Origin of the sequence: Enterococcus rivorum, from assembly GCF_001742285.1 — a bacterium.
Lineage (GTDB): Bacteria > Bacillota > Bacilli > Lactobacillales > Enterococcaceae > Enterococcus_L > Enterococcus_L rivorum.
The window spans coordinates 14853-33901 of record NZ_MIEK01000019.1 but is presented as its reverse complement, the minus strand read 5'-3'; the positions used below and the strand labels follow the sequence as shown (position 1 = coordinate 33901).

The window sequence follows — 19049 nt, the reverse complement described above, 5'->3', positions numbered from 1 at the left end:
TCAAAAAAAGAACGAAGAAAAACTCTTCGTTCTTTTTTTGATTCCAAGGTTCTTTTTCATTTTTAATTTGAATGATTTGATGAGTGCCACAATTTCCCCTCTAAAAGTCATTTTAACAAGTGATAATCTTTTGGGTAGGATTATTACTCAATTCATAGTTTGCCTCTTCTAGAGGCTAAGAATTCGCGGACAAGCCGTTTTAGTCCCCATCAATCTCCCGTTTTGGAATCAAGTCATTATTTAAATTGCTTAGTTATCTCAAAGTGGAGTAAGTGTCTTTGAGTTACCTAACATTTTTACGGAACAGTTTTATCAATGATAGGCGCAAATGGGGAATAGGTCACGTTGACTGAATCAACCTGCTTTGCAACGCCAAAGAAGCATCTTGATAGAAAAACCAAGAGGACAGTTCTTCTTTTTTGTCCGTTGCAGTTTTTATGAAAAGGCTTTATTGTAAACGTATACAAAATTTGAGGAGGAAATTGCAATGTTTAAAGAAAAAATGGTTTCATCTGTTGACGGCACAAAATTATTCATGAGAAAAGATTTAGTGGAAAAGCCTAAAGCAGTGATTGTCATTGCCCATGGATTAGCAGAACATTTGAATCGATATGATCACTTAACAGCAAGATTATTAAAAGAAGGCTACTCAGTTTATCGCTATGACCAAAGAGGGCATGCACGTTCAGAAGGAAAACGCGCTTTTTTCAACGATTATACTGAAATTATTGCAGATGTAAAAACAATTGTTGACTTAGCGAAAGCAGAAAATCCTGAATTACCAGTTTTTCTAATTGGTCATAGTATGGGTGGCTTTACCGTTTCTTTATTTGGAACGAAATATCCAGATGCAGTGGATGGCATCGTATTATCGGGAGCTTTAACACGCTACAGCAAAGAAACGTTTGGACCATTACCAGTGGATATGCCAGCAGATACGTATATAGATAACACCTTGGGAGCGGGCGTTTGTTCTGATCCAAAAGTGGGAGAAGCCTACAACGCAGATCCTTTAGTAGAGAAAAAGATTTCAATTGGCTTAATGAATATGATGCCAGAAGGAATTCATTATTTAAAAGAAAATGCGGAAGCATTCACAGCACCAGTTTTAGTGATGCATGGATTAGAAGACGGATTAGTTTCAGAACAAGATTCTAGACAATTTTTCGCTGAAATTGCTTCTGAAGACAAATCACTAAGAATTTATGCAAAACTGATGCATGAGATTTTTAACGAACCGGTACAAAATGAGATTTTTGATGAAGTAGTTTTATGGTTAGACAAGCATAACTAGAATAGAGAGAGGATCAGAAAAAGGCGAATAGCTCTTTTCTTGATTCTCTCTTAATTATTAGTCAAATTTATTTATTGACCATGATAAACAGCTTCAATATTATAGCCATCTAAATCAATAATAAATGTAGCATAATAATTTTCATGGTAATCAGAGCGAATTCCTGGCGTACCATTACTGATCCCACCTGCCTGTATCGCGGCAAGATAAAAAGCATCAACTTCTTCTCTAGAACTGGCACTGAAAGCAAAATGAATGTGTTTTGGTTCTCCTTCTGTAAGCCAGAAACTACCAGCGGGATCTCCGCCATTACTATTTTTCTTACCAAAGCTAACAGCCGTTCCAAAATCCATTTTTATTTCATTTCCTAAAGGCATCAATGCCTCTGTGCAAAATTGTTTACTCTTTTCAATCTCCCAAACATGTATTGAAAAATGATCCATCATTGCTTTCGTTCCCCTTCCTTTTTAATTACAATCACAAGAACATTTGTTCTGCTCGTCAGTAGGAACACTTTTTTTGTGAGTTTGAAATAAACCGAAATTGTGAATAAAGATTCCCTATTAATAAGATTACTGATACAATACAATTAACGAATACAGGTGGCTAAAGGTGTAGAAAAAATGACAGGATCATTGATTACGCAAAAAAAAATCGCAAAAGTATTTAAGCAGTTAGTCATTGAAATCGGCTTTGAGAAAGTGACGATTGCTAAGATAATGCTGGCTAGTGGAATGCGGAGACAAACATTTTACGATTATTTTCAAGATAAGTATGAGTTAGTTGACTGGATATTCCGACAAGAAGCCATAGAAAAAATTGAGGATAACTTAGCTTATGAGGGCTGGGAAATCATCGTTGAGAATTTGTTAAAGTATTTTGAAGAAAATCAGGTTTTCTATCGGAAAGTTTTATTTTTTGATGGTCAAAACTCTTTTCAAGAATATTATACTCGGCATTTAGAAGCGTTAATTCATCAAGTACTTGTGTTGAAAAAAATAGAAAACGAAGAAGTTGAGCAATCAGATCATCAATTTTTAGAAGAGTTCTACGCGAATGCTTTTGTTACATTAACGATTAAATGGCTGCTATCTGGTTGTAAAGTAAGTGCAGAGTTATTTGCCAGAAAGATGAAATTGGCCTTCTTGATGGGATTTGAGGAAAAAACTAAATAAGTAAAAAAGAGCTGAAAAGGTGGACGGAATTCGTCTCATTTTTCAGCTCTTTATAATTATTTCCACCCAAAAGCATCGGTTGGCATTTTCAAATAATTCAACCATTCTTCTTCTTTAATATTTAGCAAGGTCAAAGATAAACCGTCTGTGTTATAAGCTGTTAAAAAATTTCCAATTCGCGAATAAGCAACAGGAATATCTTCGATTTCTAAGAGTTGTTGGACATCATTCATAAAAACACTCAGTTCAAGTAAGGGAATTCCACCTAAGCCATTGACTAAAATTGCCGTCTTTTGGAGGGTTAGCTTATCATATTGTTGTTTTAATTTATTCACTAATTCAATAGCAATTCGTTCAGAAGATTTCATTTTTTCAATACGATAACCAGGTTCGCCGTGAATACCGATGCCAAAATACATTTCATCTTCTTCTAATTCATATTGTTGAGGAACCATCCCAGCTGGTGTGGCTGAAGAAAAGGCTACTCCTAAAGTTTTTATCATAGGGATACAGTCGTTGCCTAGCGCGGTTAATACGGGTAAGTTTTTTCCTGCGGATGCTGCGCCCCCTAATATTTTATGCACAAAAACAGTTCCAGCAACACCCCGTCGTCTTTTTTCAAAGGTTCCTAATTTCACAGAACAATCATCATTGACAATCACATGAGCAACATTGAGGCCTTTTTCCTGAGCTTGCTTTTCGGCAGTTAAGAAGCTCTGAAGATCTTTTTCAAAATTTTTAATAATTAGCAAAGTGCCTTGCTGATTGTACGTTTCTTCAATAGCTTGTAAAATTTCTTTACTGGATGGCGGTTCGAAAATAGTTCCCATAACAGCACAGTCTAGCATGTTTTCTCCGATATACCCCACATGGGCTGGTTCGTGACCACTTCCACCACCACTAATTAATACAACTTTGTTGGGATCAATCAATTTCTTTTTTACGATTCCAGTTCCCTGAATCCAATCTAATTGCTGGTAATAGGCAGATGAAATCCCAGCGAGTAATTGCTGGCGGATATGTCCACTAGCACTAATAAACTGTTTCATTGAGTGTCTCTCCTTGTTGGTAAGTTCTATTTTTATTATACGCTGTCTTGTCTATGAAAACTATCTCTGATTGAAAAAGATTCTATGAAAGCGGACACATCTATTTGTTTGTCCGTTGTAAGTTTTTCGGGAAAGTTGTATTGTAAACGTATACAATAAGTAGGAGGAACAGACATGAAAAAAATTATCAATCATCCTCAAGATGTCCTAACTGAAATGGTTGCAGGTTTTGTACGTGCTCATAATGAGAAAATAGAACAAGTACCAGAAACTTTTGTTATTAAGCAAAAGGAGCTGACTAGCCAAGTTGCTCTCGTTAGTGGTGGTGGTAGCGGTCACGAACCGGCACACGCTGGATTTGTTGGTCATGGGATGTTACAAGCAGCTGTTTGTGGGCAAGTATTTACGTCACCAACCCCTGATCAAATTCTTGAAGGAATTAAAGCTGTAGATCAAGGTAAAGGTGTCTTAATGATTGTAAAAAACTATTCTGGTGATATTATGAATTTTGATATGGCCAAAGATTTAGCCGAAATGGAAGGAATCCAAGTTGGAACCGTTGTGGTAGATGATGATATTGCCGTTGAAAATAGTACCTATACCCAGGGGAAAAGAGGAGTAGCAGGCACTATTTTCGTGCATAAAATTTTGGGAGCAGCTGCTGGCAAAGGATTATCCCTTGACGAACTAGTTGAACTAGGAAAACGTGTAGTGGGAAATTTAAAAACCATCGGAGTTGCTTTATCGGGTGCAACCGTTCCAGAAGTTGGAAAACCAGGGTTTGTTTTAGCAGATGATGAAATTGAGTTTGGTGTAGGGATTCATGGCGAACCTGGTTATAAAAGAGAAAAAATCAAACCATCTAAAGAAATGGCTGAAGAACTAGTTTTGAAATTGAAAGCTGATTTTGAATGGAACGAAGGAGATTCATTTGCGATTCTTGTTAACGGTTTAGGTGGAACGCCGTTAATGGAGCAATATATCTTTTACAGAGATTGTTTGAGTTTGTTGGAACAGGATCAACTAAGTATTCCGTATTCAAAAGTAGGGAATTTTATGACTTCTCTTGAAATGGCAGGCGTTTCATTGACTCTATTGAAGTTGGAAGAAGATTGGTTAACGTATTTAAATGAAGCAGTAGATACTGCTGCGTGGTAGGAGGATTTCAAATGTTTACGACAGAAAATTTGATAAAAACGTTAGAACTTTTTAAAGAAAAAATTGATGCAAACAAAGACTATTTAAGCGAATTAGATACACCGATTGGAGATGGAGACCACGGAAATAATATGGCAAGAGGCATGGAAGCGGTCGCGGAAAGTCTTGGAAGTAAAAATCCTGACACCGTTATGGACGTGTTCAAATTAACTGCGATGGCTTTAATTAGTAAAGTTGGGGGTGCTTCAGGACCTTTGTATGGAACTGCTATGATGGAAATGGCCAAAGCGTCTGCAACGACCACAGAAGTGATTCCGATTTTAGAGGCAGGATTTTTAGGAATTCAGAAACGCGGTAGCAGTGAAGCTGGTGAAAAAACAATGCTAGATGAATGGGCACCGGCAATTGAAGCGATTAAAGAAAATCAGTTAACAGAAGAATTATTACAAACTTTTGCTGAAGGAACTAAAGAGTTGATTGCTAAAAAAGGGCGGGCGTCTTATGTAGGTGAACGTTCGGTAGGTCATATTGATCCAGGAGCAATGTCTAGTAAGTATTTCTTTCAGTCATTATTAGAAGCGGGGGTAATTTCATGAGCAATGGAGTTGTGATTGTTTCCCATGTGAAAGAGATTGGGGAAGGCATTGAGCGCTTAATTCGAGAAGTTGCCAAGGATGTACCGATTACTGTTGCGGCAGGTTTGGAGCAAGGAGAAGTAGGAACTTCTTTTGAAAAAATTCTGACAGCTTTTGAAAGCAATACAGCGGAGACTTTACTGGCTTTTTATGATTTAGGTAGCGCCAAAATGAATTTAGAAATGGCCATGGATATGACGGAAAAAGAAATTTTGCTATTTGATACAGCTTTAGTAGAAAGCGCGTATACAGCGGCAGCACTTTTACAAGTAGAGACATCCATAGAAACCATTAAGGAACAATTGCTTCCTTTAAAAATTAAATAAATTGAGAAGGGGATCAGAATCATGAGAAAAGCATTTATTAGTCCAACGAAATATGTTCAAGGAGAAGACGAGTTACTAAATTTAGGCTACTTTGTTAAAACATTTGGAAAGAAAGCGTTACTTATTGCAAGAAAAGACGACGTTGAAAGAGTTCGTGGCAAATTAGATAAAACGGCGGAGTCCTTTGACATTAGTTTTGTTGAAAGTGACTTTCATGGCGAAGCATCACGGATTGAAGTGGCTCGTTTGAAAAAAGTTGCGGCAGAAAATGCTTGTGATTGTGTCATTGGTTTAGGTGGCGGAAAAGCGATTGATACGGCGAAATGTGTAGCTGAAGGACATAACCTAATCATTGTTCCTACCATTGTAGCCACCGATGCGCCTACTAGTCACTCCGCTGTTTTATACACAGAAGATGGCCAATTCGATGATTACGCTTATTTTGTTCAAAGTCCTAGCTTGGTATTGATTGATACGACTGTCATTGCTAACGCGCCAACTCGTTTCTTAGTTTCTGGTATGGGTGATGCGTTATCTACTTATTTTGAAGCACGTGCGACGCACAATTCTTACTCGAATGTCAACGCTGGCTTGCCTTGTGGTGCTCGTGAAGGGGTTTGCCCACCAGCCAAAGGAACAAATACTGCATTAGCCTTAGCGAAACTATGTTATGAAACGTTACTAGAAGATGGTCTAGAAGCTAAAATTGCTTCTGAAAATAATGTTGTGACTCCTGCTTTGGAAAATATCATTGAAGCCAATATTCTGTTGTCGGGATTAGGTTTTGAGAGTGCTGGGTTAGCAGCGATTCATGCCATTCACGATGGATTAACTGTGCTACACGATGCTCATGGAGCAACACATGGCGAGAAAGTTGCTTTTAGTACGATTTGTCAGCTTGTTTTGGAAAATGCTCCTAAAGCAGAACTGTATGAAGTGCTAGATTTTGCTTTATCAATTGGCTTACCTGTTTGTTTGGAAGATTTAGGGGTGAAGGAAATTTCTGATGAAGAACTGACGGCTGTTGCCGAGAAAACCTGCATCCCAGAAGAATCTATTCATTCTATGCCATTCCCTGTGACGATCGATCAAGTAAAATCAGCAATTATCGTTGCAGATGCGATTGGTAAAAAATATAAAACAAAATAAAAGGTTAGTTGCTAAAAAAGTAGGATATGACCTATTTTAAGTTAGTTGTATATAAGGCGTGACAAGAATCTAAGACTGGAATTTGCAACAATAAAAACCGTATGAAATCACTTGTTTAATCGTTGATTTCATACGATTTTTTAGTTACTTTTTACCTATTCAAGGTTGAACATTCTTCTACAAATTCTCTTGGAAACATGATTTTTTCTGCAGTTTCATCTATTGAATAGCCAAGCGTTAAAAACCTTTTTGCCACAGAAGTCATACTTTCGGCAACCTCAATGATATGATTGTCGATATCATAAAAGCGCATCCCTCTTTGTCCCCAGGGGAACTCTTTTGTTCTATGGACATAAGAAATTCCTTCATAATTATTAAGATGCAAAATAAAATCATCGTAATCTTCCTCTTCGAAATAAAGTTCAAAGCTATTACATCGAGCAGTTTTATAGGGAGATAAACCAGTGGCTTCTTGCCATTGCTCCTGACTCATCATGGAAAAATCGCCGCTCCAAATAAGATAACTTTTTAAGTCAGTTTTAATCGTCTGTTTAAGAACATTTTGATAAAATTTTTTTGATTTTTCAATGTTTTTTAAAATAATCATTGGACTGTCAAATTTCATTTCGATCCCTCTTTCTTTATTTTTCAATCTTTAGAGTACAAGATTAGCTTGACTTCAGTATTGGGAAAATCAGACATTTTTATTAGAATAGCTAAAGGCATGTAATGGTAAGGAAAAATTTTTCTAGCATATTAAGGATATTCCGTCCTTTTTATACTATTTTAAAAAGAATAACGATTCACCTCTTTTTTTCTTAATCACTGTGGGATAAATTGAAAGTGGAAAAAAGCGACGTTATAGGCTAACATAAAGTAAAGTATTTTTATTATTTAAGAATGACTTATTTTTACATAAAAAGAGTGTCTGAATAAATTTTTAATTGATCTATTCGTAGTTGGATTCTGATAAGAAGGTGCATAGCAATGAAACAAAAAGTAACGCAGATATTGAAATGGATGAAAGAGCACAGTTTAGTATTGAAATTAATTTTCTTAGGATCGGTTTTAATTTTTGTTGCCAACCAAGTGACTCATATCGCACAAGGGATGTCTTGGCGAGACGTTTTTCAAACGATGGGGCAACAAAGTCGGTTAAGCTTGGCGGGGATGATTGGCATCGGTCTTTTAGGCGTTCTGCCTATGCTGCTTTATGATTATGTTGTTGTTAAAGTGTTAGAAGAGCAAGGAGCCAAAAAAATGAATCGCTGGGAATTTTTTGTCTCTGCTTGGGTCACTAATACAATCAATAATCTAGCGGGCTTTGGTGGGGTCGTAGGAGCGACGTTAAGAACAAATTTTTATGGCAAAGAAGTATCTCGGAAAAAAGTAGTAGCTACTGTGTCAAAAGTTGCGCTATTTCTAGTTTCTGGGCTGTCGATTTTGTCAGCAATTGCTTTTATAGATGTCTTTTTTATTCGACCAGAGAGTGTATTTAGAGAGTATTGGATCTGGCTTCTAGCTGGGAGCGCCATTGCGCCGAGTTTGTTTTTCTTTACTCGGATAAAAAAATACACCTTGTTTAAAGATTTTTTCCCGAAAGGCGTTTTTATGTTGTTTGGAGCCTCATTAGGGCAGTGGTTAGGTGGAATGGTTGTTTTCTTAACGATTGGTGCATTGATGAAAGTTAATGTTTCTTTGGTTTCAGTCTATCCGATGTTTGTGATTGCTACGTTAATTGGGATGTTGACAATGGTACCTGGAGGAATGGGGACGTTTGATGTCTTAATAATTTTAGGGTTGTCGCAACTAGGTGTGGGACAGTCAGTCGCAGTAGTTTGGCTGTTATATTATCGCCTATTTTATTATGTTGTACCATTTATTACAGGAATTGTTTTATTTGTCCATCAAACAGGGGTAAAAATGAATCGCTTTTTTGATAATTTACCTCGATTATTTTCTCAAAAAATAGCGCATTCGATTTTAGTGGCAGCTTTGTATTTTGCTGGAATTATGATGGTATTGCTGTCAACAGTAACGAACTTATCAAATGTTAGTCGCCTATTTCAGATACTATTACCCTATTCGTTTAACTTTTTAGATCAAACGTTGAACATGTTAGTTGGCTTTTTGATGCTAGGATTGGCTAGAGGTATTTCTATGAAGGTTCGTAAGGCCTATTTACCAACGATTGGCTTGCTGATTTTCGGCATTGTCAATACAATAGCAAGAACGACCTCATGGCAGTTGATTATTGTCTATGTTATAATTTTGCTATCAGTATTTTTGGCCAGGAAAGAGTTTTATCGGGAAAAATTTGTATATTCTTGGGGAGCTTTGACTATTGATAGTATTTTATTTGGTTGCTTGTTTGTCATTTATGCAGTTGCAGGCTACTATAGTGCTCATCCTGAAAAGGAAGGACCTGTTCCACAAACTTTTTTGCTATTCCCATCTGATGATGTCTGGTTTTCTGGATTAATTGGTTTAGGAATTTCCATGATTGGTTTGGTAATGCTTTATCAATACTTAGCAAGTACAACGGAAACCTTGGGAGAAACATACCAGGAAGAGCGGCTAACAAAGATGATCGAAACTTTTGGTGGTAGTGAAGGGAGCCATCTCCTTTATTTACAAGATTATGGCTATTATTATTACCAAGAATCAGATCAAGATCAAGTGTTGTTTGGCTATCAAATTAAAGCGAATAAGTGCTTTGTCTTAGGTAACCCAATTGGGAATCAGAAAAAATGGTTAGCAGCGACACTGGCTTTTATGGATCAGGCAGATTTGCTAGGTTATCAAGTTGCTTTCTATCGAATTACGAAAAGCTACGTGATGGTTTTACACGATTTAGGGTATGAATTCATGAAAGTTGGAGAAGAAGGACTGGTTGATCTGAAACAAGAAAATGCGTCTCAGAAAAAAATAACTGTAAACAGCATGGAGCTTCAGCATTTATCAAATCAAGGCTATACATTTACCATGTATACGGATGGTGTATCCAACGAGGTGTATCATGAAATGCTTCGTGTTTCCAATCATTGGCTAGGAAGCCAACGAGAAAAAAGTTTTTCTGGAGGGCGATTTCAAAAAGAGTATCTTTTTCTTAGCGATATAGGTGTTCTTAGAAATGGAGAAAATGAAATTGTTGGTTTCATTACATCGAAACCAATTAAGACTAGTGAAAAAATTTCTTATGATTTATTAAGGTGTTCAGAGGCTGCACCAGAACAGGCACTGGATTTCTTAGTGACGAACTTCATTGTTTATTACCAAAAGCTAAACTATCAAATGATTGATTTAGGTGTTTCTCCGTTAGCAAATGTTGGTGAAACCAAGTATTCTTTTTTGGCGGAACGTTTTGTGAATATTTTTTACAAATATGATTCTACTATTTATGGTTTTCAAGACACTCGTAAGGAAAAAGAACGGTATGTTAGCCAGTGGTCGCCACGTTACTTTGCGTATTCTAAACAAAGTAGTGTTTGGTTTGCTTTTGTCCAGTTGGCTTTATTGATTGAAAAAGGGAATCGAAAAGGGATTACATTGGTTGAAGAAGTGATATTTGAAGTATAAAAGGGAAATAACCACCAAGGTCTATTAGAGTCCTCAATGGTTATTAGAAGGGGAGATAATTTAGAAAGAAATGTGTGCTAACTGAAGATCTTTCTATACTTTTATTATATCAAAAAGAACGATTAGTGTTCTTTCAATAAAAAGAAAAATTTACTTCCTTTTTGAAATAAAAATAAAGACAATGTTCAATTAGATGGTATTCAAAAAGTCTAGCAATGACCATCTTCAAGGTATGTATTATAAACGGTTGTTATAAAATTTCGCTTACGGGGCATATAAGTTGCGATTTTCCTCTGGATTTTCCCTAGTTTTCAGATACATTCTAAGGTTATTTTAACTTAAACTATATAAATATTGGAAAGGTTGATTGACATGGAAATCAGAAGAGTTGTTGTTTCAACGAAAGAAGCGTTACAAAAAGAAGTGGCTAAAAAGACAGATGAGATTCTTGTTGAAGGGGATTTTAACGAGAAGCTTGCCGAAATGAAAAAAGGTCAGTTAAGTGATACCGAACGAATGGGAGTTGATCTTGGAGGGGCTGGTTCTTTGAGCTTACTTGAATACGGCTTGAACGTTTTGATGGATTTATTTGATGCTACGGACAAAGAAGAAAAGAAAATGAAAAGACATATAAAAGAATTGTACAGCATTCATAAACACACGAATGATTCGTTTCTACTTCGACTAAAACAACTAGATTATTAAGGCACTAGATAACTTGTCTCTATTTCTATCGTTTTTTGATTGAAGTGAATGGAGGAGTATTGAATGGAACATTTAATCTATACAGAGGCGAAATCAAAGGTTTGGGATAAATTATTAAGTGGCACCAAACCATGACCGTTCGAGGAGCAGCGGGCAGAAAAACACCTCATCGTCGTGTTTTTTTCGGGAGAGACGCTGTATTTCATCCAAAATGATGGTTCAGGAAGTATCATAGGTAGAGGCAAAGTGTGTTTCATTCAGAAAAAATGACACCAGATGAATCAATTTCTATTCTAGTAAGCCATCAAGAAGCCTTACAGTTATCAGAAACACAGAAAAAACGTTGGTACGGAAAGAAAATTCTTTGTTTGGTGACTGTTGAAAAGGTAGAATTAATTGAGCCGATGGTTTTTGCTAGACAGAAAAAGATCGATGATTGGTTGAATCTGGAGCATATCAAACAAGTAACGCCTGAAGGCAATCCTTCCGAATTTAAAAGTGTTCGTCTGAATAAGTAAAGAAATTGTAGCGAAAAGAATGAATTCAGTTAATCTGATCATTCTTTTTCTTTTTTCAAAAATAGATTAAACGATTCTGATCTTTCAATAAAAAAGGAGAGACTAGGCTCCAACACCAACAGTTATTTCCACCGAAAAACTGAGGAACCGCTCTGAGCCCAAAGTTCAGGTTTCAGGGCTTTCAAGCTTCAAACTTAGGCTAAATAGATGGCAAGCTCAAGTCATTCACATTGGCTTCTGATTAAGGCTACTGGTAATATTTGCTAGTAGTTCCGCTGTTTCATTGGGAGCAAACGCTTTAAAAAAACTGGTGAAACTAGAGGAACAAACATTGTTTAGTCTCTTGTATAGAAACAACGCTAGTGAACAAATACGTAAAAATAGATACGCAACTTATGGTAAAACCTCTTTTGAGTAAAAATTACTCAGTTGTATATAAATTGACGTGGTTTAATATCGTAAAAACAGATACTGCAACATTTTTCAATAACTTTATTTGACTCGTACTTAAGGTTAGGGTTTATACTGTGAATATCAATTAAGTGAGGTGCTTTATATGGAGAAGAAACAAAAATACGAATGGAAAAAAGTAGAGAAAGAAATTTATCCGACTGGCAAAAAACCGATCATTAGTCAGCTACCAGCTCAGACATTTATTACTATCGAAGGCGAAGGAAATCCAAATGAACCAGCTTTTGGAGAAAAAGTTAGTGCCTTGTATTCTTTAGCTTATGCAATCAAAATGGCGCCGAAGAAAGGAATTCATTTTCCAGACGCGTTCGATTATGCGGTTTATCCGCTAGAAGGTTTTTGGTCATTGAAAGATCCTATTGAAGATAGTCCATTAGATAAATCAAAACTTGTTTATAAAATCATGTTAAAACAACCCGAGTTTGTGACACCAGAAGTGTTTGCAGAAGCGTTGAAATTAAGTGAGAAGAAAGTATCGACTTTGTTACTAAATCAGTTGCAGTTAGAAACGGTGGAAGAAGGACTAGTAGGTCAAATTTTGCATAAAGGAAGCTTTGAAAGTGAACCCGAATCCTTTGGAAAGTTAGCAGAATATCTTGAAGAAAACGGGTATCAAAGAATCAGCAAAGATCACAAAGAAATTTATCTGAACGATTTTAATAGAACAGCTGTAGAAAATTTAAAAACCATTTTACGTGTCCGTATTGAAAAAGTGAAATAATTAAATCCCAGACTAGATTGGAAGCAACCAATTTAGTCTGGTTTTTTTCAAAAGAAAATAAACGATTACTATTCGCTTACTCTTTTACGTTGTAGCAAATCTTTTATTGCAGAATTCCACTAGGATATTTTGGATATAATTCACGATGAATTTTTAAAGTCGCTTGTTTCGGCATCTTTTCAAGAAGCAATAGAGAAGAATAAAGTTTAAGAAAAGGTAAAGAAAACAGCAGAATCAACAATAAATTTCGTTAGTTACTAGATGCTTACTCTAACTGGAAAAACTGGGACTCTTAGGGTTCTAACACGTGGCGTCATTTTTTTTGGAGAGGAATGTTAAAAAAATCTTAATGAAAATCAATTGACTTCATTTTTCCTAATGGCTATATTTAGAATGAACTTATAGAACTTGTTAGGTGAGGCTCCTGTACAAACATAGGCTACTGCTCAAAAATGTCGAAAGACAGTAATGGGTAGGACAGGAATTGTCGAATTAAGGCTTTTCACAAAGTAGCTAAAAGCAAGGCTTTTTACGTTGTATAGTGCTAAAACTCAACGATGAGAGTGATGACTTGCAGGCTTTTTTTGCTGAAATCTTCTCCCTTCGCTGAGCAACTGAATAGCGAAGGGATTTTTATTGTATATTTTTTTAATTCTTAGCTAAAGAAAATCATTTGAGAAGTGAAACAAGAAGTATAGGAAACAAGTAGACCAATAAAAGAGTAAATTAGACAAGTAAGTGAGGGCATAAAATGAAAAAGACAACCAAGATTGTTATAGTTATTTTTCTTTCGGTTTTATTAGTAATCTCAGCAGCAGGAAGTTATAGCGCAATGAACTTTTATATCGGGAAAAAAAGTGCTGAAGCTAAAGTAAATACAACCATCAATAATGATTTTTCGGGAGACAAACAGACCAATACAAAAGAGATCACAATTATGTTTATTGGTGATGATGGACGAAAAGATGACGGAGATGAAGGACGATCAGATACATTAATGGTGGGACATTATAACAGTAAAACGAAGCAACCGAAGTTGATTTCAATTATGCGAGATTCCTATGTGAATATACCTAATGATGGAATGGACAAGATTAATGCTGCGTATGCCTATGGGGGTGCCCAGTTAACAAAAACAGTTTTAAACGATAGCTTTAACTTACCAATCAATTATTATGCAGTCGTTGATTTCAGTAATTTTGTTAAATTAGTTGACGATATTTATCCAAAAGGAGTAGAAATTGATGCTGAAAAAGATATTAATCTAGACGGTGTCGATATTCTCAAGGGAAAACAAAGGATGGATGGGAACACATTGCTTCAATATGCACGTTTCCGTAAAGATGAAGAAAGTGATTTTGGTCGAGTAAGAAGACAACAACAAGTCATGAACGCGTTAGCCCAACAAGCTAAAAATGCGGTACCGATTTTAGAGTTACCAAAAATTGCTGGGGAAGCAGTCGGTTATTTAGACACCAACATTCCTTCAGATTTGTTAATTGATTTGGCTAAAGATTTTCTTTCTGGAAAAGTCAAAAACTTAGAAACACTTTCGGTTCCTGTAGAAGGAAGTTGGGATTTTAACGATTATACTGAATCAGGTAGTGTGATTGAAATTGATGCAGAAAAAAATGCACAAGCGATCCAAGAGTTTTTGAAAAGTGGAGAGAAACAATAAGTTTTTTAGAAACAGGAACTATTTTAAGCTAGAAATGTTATTGGTATGTTCCAAAAAACAATAATAAAAGATGATGCAGCGCTTTTTAGCTCGGCATCATCTTTTGTTTTAAGAAGTTGGTTTCGATTTTTTCTTTTTACGTTTATTAGAAACTAAGGTTAGTTTTGGTTTGTTAATGACTTTTTCATAAAATACGAAAGCGCCAATACAACCTACGAATAAGATTGCTCCAATAGTAAATCCTTCTGGTAAATAGGTAAAGACAAGTGAGTGCTCTCCAGCGCTGATAGGAATGCTAACAAAAGCTTTTTTATAGGCTTTAATCGGCACTTTTTTACCATCTACGTAAGCTTTCCAGCCTTTATCATAAGGAATGGTAGTTAATAACACTTGATCTTTTTTAGCTGTTACAGTTCCAGTTGCTTTCCGTCCTGCAACGGTTAAATCAGCACCGTTATTTTGAATCGTTCGGATGGCATTTTCAAAGGAATCGATATTCAAACCGACTACTTTAGGTTCCATAAAGCTGACTGCTTTAGTTCCGTAAAAGCTAACGCTGAATGTTACGGTTGTTGGTTTAGCATAGTAGCCAATGTTGTAATATTGACCAGTAATGTTAATTTGTGATTTTTGGCTGACACCATTAACAGTCATGGTCGCTGTTGAGCTTTCCAATTGATTAAAATCAGTGGGGAATAAGCTCAAGTAAGCTTGCGTATTTGCAGGGACTCTAACAGTCCAAGTGATATCTTTTGCGATATTATTTTGTTGTTCACTGTATGTGACATTGCCACCATTTCTTTGGATGATTACATTTTTTTGGTCGATGATCGTTGGTTCGTAAAAAGTAAAATAGTTTTGATCTAATTCTGATAAAGCGTTGAATAAATTGGTTTGACTTCCTAAATTATCATTAGCTGGTTGTTTGACATCATAGATGTCTTTATTCGCTAGGAATCCTAATGGTAAAGCATAGTCACTTTCGTAAAGAGAAAACTTCCCAGCTGTTCCAGTTTGGTTGAATCCATATTTCAATGGATCATTTTCGGAAAGGTTGTATTTTATTCCAACGAAAGAGTCCATTAACAACGTATTGTTAGGGTAACGGATATTTAATGCGGTTCCTCTAGAACGGAACCCTAAGTCGTTTAAATAAGCGGAAGAGTGTCGATTTCGAATAGAAGAAAATAAGCTAACTCCGCTGTATCCATAGTTAATACTATCATTGGAGGAGACAGGATTTAAATTTTCTAAACGATAAAAATAATCATTTTCTTTTTTTGTTTTATCCACTAACTTAGTAATATCTGGGAAAGGCTCAGAATATAAGCTACGGGAAGCGTAATTCCAGTCGGTTAAAATTCCGTTAATCATAGAATGTGTATTAATCAGCGCTTCGCCAGTTACTAGTAGCAGTAATAAAACAATCAAGTGCTTCATCGGAAGCTTTTTCAATTGGTAAAAAGCAATTCCAGCAAGGTAAAGAAATAGAAAGACTACCGTGATAATAAACGTTGAGATAGGAATATAGTCATAGCTAGTCGTTCCTTTGGTTCCTTCTGCAATGGAAAAGACGGCGGCAATAATAATTATAGTTCCTGTAAGTAATCCTAAATCATCTGTTTCAAATTTTTCCCAACCATAACCAGCTAAGAGGACAACTAAGAAAGAGAAAAGAAAACTGTAACGGAATAAAAACATGTTAGGGGCGTGCATCCCATGCCAAAATAAGTTAAGTGGCACAATATAAAAACTAGCGATTAGGACCACAAACAAGCTACCGAAAAGAAGTTTGTTTTTCAAAGAAATTTGTTTGGTAACAAAGTAAAAGATACAGAAGATTAACGGAAGTAAACCAACATAAATAAATGGAATTGAGCCATATTTTGTTGTATCATACACGCCAATCATATTTTTCATAACAATATCCCAAAAAGCGGTTGCCTCTGTTTTGAACTGACTGACTTTGGACAACGTTTCACCATTTGCTCGTAAATCAAGTACAGCTGGTAAAACCAAAATCATTGAAGCACCGCCAGCTAGTAAGGAAGTAATAAAATAGGGTAATATTCTTCCTTTATATTGTTTCCAGTTCGTCAATGTTCGGGCGGTAAAATAAAGAACTGAGAAAACACCAATCATAAAACCCATATAGAAATTCGTGACAAATAGCAATAAATAGCTAATGAAAAGCAATCTTGGTTTTCGCAAATCCATCAGACGATGGATGCCTAAAATAACTAGAGGTAAATAGATGAACGCATCTAACCACATAATAAGTTCTGAATGTGCCGTTGCAAAAGACATTAGAGCGTAAGGAACACTCAATGCTACATGAGCCCATTTAGGAATTTTATAGGTCTCCTTAGCGAAGAACCAAAAGGCTAATCCCGCTGAACCGATTTTTAGCAGTGTAATAAGATACAATGCATCAGGAATATTTTGATTGTTGAAAAATAGGACAAGTGGTGTAAATAAACCGCCAAGATAATAAGAAATCAAGGAAAGATAATTTAACCCTAATGAAGCATTCCAACTATAAAAAATACTCTGTTTTCCATGTAAAACATTATTAAAGCTTGCGTGAAAATTTGAAAACTGTGAAAAAGCATCACTGGCCATCACGCTCCGGCTGCTACCAGGATAGATTCCGATACTTAAAAACACAATGACCATAATCAAGAAAGGAATAAAAAAGCTAGCGACCATGTAAGGCCAGTTTTCTTTAAAAAATAACTGCATTTTTTTCTTCATAATAAACCTCGCAACAAAATAATTGATTCCTATATACTAATTTAGCATACTCACTTAAAAGTGTAACTGATGAAAGACAAAAGATAAACAAAAAAACATGGATAAAAACGGAATTTAACCATTTTTCTAGACTTATTAGAAGGATAAGGGGTGAAAAAGAATAAAAAAGTGAGAAAACACCGAATTACAATGTTTTCTTACTTTTTTAGTTTTCTTATATTTAACTGTTGTTGAGGCTTACTCAAAAAATCAATGTTGAGATAATAAAGAGTAAACACTAAGTATGATGAGGAGGCAAAGTAGTTAGTTATTTTCTAAAGCAAAACGTTTAGGTTCTAGCTTGTTAGCTAAATTTAGAATTTTACTAGTTAGATTTTTAAATTCTGATTCTGAAGGATTGTTAGGTAATTGAATCAAATCAACTGTATCAGGAACATAGGCAAAATTAAAATTGCAAACACAAACTTTAATTTTTAGATTCTTAATCGTTTTTGCATCCAAAGGTTGGTTAAATAGAAAATGGGCCTCTATGTTTTGAGGAATCGTGTTCAAAATCATTGATTTATAGTAATTAATAGATACTGGTTCAGCGGTAAAAGCAAATAATACTCGGATAATTTGATTGGAATTTGCTTCTGTTAGTAAGGTTAGGCTAACAGCTACATCCTCTTTGTAAGAAAAAGTTGGTTCATGTTCTAAAAGATCCAACCAGATTTTGAATTTATTTGGGTATTTAGATAGAACCATTTGTGTAATACTTTTTTCTTTCTTTTGAAATAATGGCGAGAACTCAGACAAAATGGCCAAATTTGTTAAAAAAGCTTCAATAATTATTTTGAAATCATTATATGAGCAAAAATCTAGTTTTTCTTTTTCAAAATAAGCAGTAGTTAGGTAGTTATATTGAACTAAATGTTTTGAAAAATCATTTGTAATAAATCTGTTTCCTGAACCATAAATAACGCAGTCTAAGATAATGATATAGGCAAGTAAAATTTCATGTTCATTTAAGTAATTCTCAGAGAATAGCTCGGGGAAAAAATCTAACAAGATGTTTTTTGAGGTAATAAATCCTGATGTATTACGATATTTTTCAAGTATAGCGGAATCGAAGTGAGCAACTTTATTTTGAGCAATTCTTTTTTTGAAAATGGTCCACCAATGAATCATCCGGTAAAAGTCTAGCGTAAGAATAAATCCCCAGCGATTCTCTACATAATTGATTATCTCATAAAATTTTTTACTCTCTGTTGCTAAAGAAGAGTCACGATTGACAATATTCATGTTTCTAAAATAGTGAAAATAGAAGTAACGTATATCTAATTCATTTCCGATGATTTCTACAGGCTTTGTGAGAACGGACAAACGATATTCCTTTAAGACAGATTTTAGTAGGTTTAAGTATTTTCTAATCGTTGACTCTGAAACAAATAGCTTCTCAGAAAAGGTTGAGATAGTGTCCCCAGAGTTCTCAAATATAGATTCAATGATGATGTGCAAGGGATTATTTATATTGATAGAATTCAGAAACGTAATAATTTCAGCGGTGTTATCATTTCTTTTGACATAAACTTTTTTGCTTTCAATAATGATTACACTATTAGGGAGCTCTTCAGTCAAAAAAAGTAAATCTTGATAAATTGTTTTTTTGGTAGAACGGCAGTGTGCTTGTAAAAAGGTAATCTCTATCGGATTAGAAGTCTCAAGGATAAGTAACAATATTTTTACTCTTCTACGGAGAGTATTATCAAACAATAATTGATAGTTCAATTCATTCATTCATGTATCAGACTCCTTCTTTATTATAAGGATATAATATCAGAAAAATTACAAAAAT

The 19049-nt window shown here is 35.3% G+C and carries 16 protein-coding genes and 1 riboswitch; of the genes, 11 read left to right on the top strand and 5 right to left on the bottom strand.

Translation table 11 applies throughout. The annotated features are described in order from the left end of the window. The first annotated feature begins 487 nt into the window (after window positions 1-487). Window positions 488-1294 carry an alpha/beta hydrolase gene (locus BCR26_RS07865; protein WP_069698435.1) on the top strand — a complete coding sequence of 269 codons (807 nt, stop codon included), beginning with the start codon at window positions 488-490 and terminating at the stop codon, window positions 1292-1294. A gap of 71 nt (window positions 1295-1365) precedes the next feature. Here BCR26_RS07865 and BCR26_RS07860 read toward each other — a convergent pair whose 3' ends face one another. Then, complete coding sequence (locus tag BCR26_RS07860; protein ID WP_069698434.1) at window positions 1366-1740, bottom strand: VOC family protein; 375 nt, start codon at window positions 1738-1740, stop codon at window positions 1366-1368. Window positions 1741-1896: 156 nt separating this feature from the next. On the opposite strand from BCR26_RS07860, the gene dhaS reads away from it, so the two are divergent. Further along, a complete protein-coding gene (gene dhaS, locus BCR26_RS07855) occupies window positions 1897-2469 on the top strand; it encodes a dihydroxyacetone kinase transcriptional activator DhaS (RefSeq protein ID WP_245676937.1) in 573 nt (190 codons plus the stop codon). Between the two features lie 56 nt (window positions 2470-2525). Here the strand turns inward: dhaS and BCR26_RS07850 are convergent, their stop codons facing one another. Continuing rightward, on the bottom strand, window positions 2526-3518 hold the full coding sequence (locus BCR26_RS07850) for a dihydroxyacetone kinase subunit DhaK (protein WP_069698432.1): 993 nt from the start codon (window positions 3516-3518) through the stop codon (window positions 2526-2528). A gap of 174 nt (window positions 3519-3692) precedes the next feature. Here BCR26_RS07850 and dhaK point away from each other — a divergent pair, with 174 nt between their 5' ends. Genes dhaK through BCR26_RS07830 form a run of 4 tightly spaced genes read left to right on the top strand, consistent with a single transcriptional unit; the run spans window position 3693 to window position 6786 of the window. Next, window positions 3693-4676: a dihydroxyacetone kinase subunit DhaK gene (gene dhaK / locus BCR26_RS07845; RefSeq protein ID WP_069698431.1), complete on the top strand. Its 984-nt coding sequence runs from the start codon at window positions 3693-3695 to the stop codon at window positions 4674-4676. 11 nt (window positions 4677-4687) lie between these two features. Then, window positions 4688-5272, top strand: coding sequence for a dihydroxyacetone kinase subunit DhaL (gene dhaL, locus BCR26_RS07840; protein ID WP_069698430.1), 585 nt, complete (start codon window positions 4688-4690; stop codon window positions 5270-5272). Next, complete coding sequence (dhaM, locus tag BCR26_RS07835) at window positions 5269-5637, top strand: dihydroxyacetone kinase phosphoryl donor subunit DhaM (RefSeq protein WP_069698429.1); 369 nt, start codon at window positions 5269-5271, stop codon at window positions 5635-5637. The genes dhaL and dhaM overlap by 4 nt, the downstream gene beginning before the upstream one ends. Before the next feature lie 21 nt (window positions 5638-5658). Further along, window positions 5659-6786: a glycerol dehydrogenase gene (locus tag BCR26_RS07830; protein ID WP_069698428.1), complete on the top strand. Its 1128-nt coding sequence runs from the start codon at window positions 5659-5661 to the stop codon at window positions 6784-6786. Between the two features lie 151 nt (window positions 6787-6937). Here the strand turns inward: BCR26_RS07830 and BCR26_RS07825 are convergent, their stop codons facing one another. Then, entirely contained in the window at window positions 6938-7411 is a 474-nt protein-coding gene (locus BCR26_RS07825; protein WP_069698427.1) for a VOC family protein, read from the bottom strand. A 362-nt stretch (window positions 7412-7773) separates the two neighbouring features. Here BCR26_RS07825 and mprF point away from each other — a divergent pair, with 362 nt between their 5' ends. The 5 genes from mprF to BCR26_RS07800 all read left to right on the top strand — a co-directional run bounded on the left by mprF (window position 7774) and on the right by BCR26_RS07800 (window position 14458). Continuing rightward, complete coding sequence (gene mprF / locus BCR26_RS07820; protein WP_069698426.1) at window positions 7774-10365, top strand: bifunctional lysylphosphatidylglycerol flippase/synthetase MprF; 2592 nt, start codon at window positions 7774-7776, stop codon at window positions 10363-10365. A gap of 372 nt (window positions 10366-10737) precedes the next feature. Further along, the gene (locus BCR26_RS07815) at window positions 10738-11070 is read left to right on the top strand and encodes a hypothetical protein (RefSeq protein ID WP_069698425.1); all 333 of its coding nucleotides are present in this window, start codon (window positions 10738-10740) and stop codon (window positions 11068-11070) included. Between the two features lie 248 nt (window positions 11071-11318). After that, window positions 11319-11588, top strand: coding sequence for a hypothetical protein (locus tag BCR26_RS17980; RefSeq protein WP_084387063.1), 270 nt, complete (start codon window positions 11319-11321; stop codon window positions 11586-11588). Between the two features lie 556 nt (window positions 11589-12144). After that, window positions 12145-12780: a GyrI-like domain-containing protein gene (locus tag BCR26_RS07805; protein ID WP_069698424.1), complete on the top strand. Its 636-nt coding sequence runs from the start codon at window positions 12145-12147 to the stop codon at window positions 12778-12780. A 400-nt stretch (window positions 12781-13180) separates the two neighbouring features. Continuing rightward, window positions 13181-13349: riboswitch (M-box (ykoK) riboswitch) on the top strand. A gap of 182 nt (window positions 13350-13531) precedes the next feature. Next, window positions 13532-14458, top strand: a complete 927-nt coding sequence (locus BCR26_RS07800; RefSeq protein ID WP_069698423.1) for an LCP family protein — start codon at window positions 13532-13534, stop codon at window positions 14456-14458. A gap of 108 nt (window positions 14459-14566) precedes the next feature. On the opposite strand, the gene BCR26_RS07795 is transcribed toward BCR26_RS07800, so the two are convergent. Both BCR26_RS07795 and BCR26_RS07790 read right to left on the bottom strand, forming a co-directional pair. Beyond that, window positions 14567-17212 carry a YfhO family protein gene (locus tag BCR26_RS07795; RefSeq protein WP_069698422.1) on the bottom strand — a complete coding sequence of 882 codons (2646 nt, stop codon included), beginning with the start codon at window positions 17210-17212 and terminating at the stop codon, window positions 14567-14569. Between the two features lie 303 nt (window positions 17213-17515). Next, window positions 17516-18991, bottom strand: a complete 1476-nt coding sequence (locus BCR26_RS07790) for an AcpB/EbpR/MafR family transcriptional regulator (RefSeq protein ID WP_069698421.1) — start codon at window positions 18989-18991, stop codon at window positions 17516-17518. Window positions 18992-19049 lie beyond the last annotated feature (58 nt).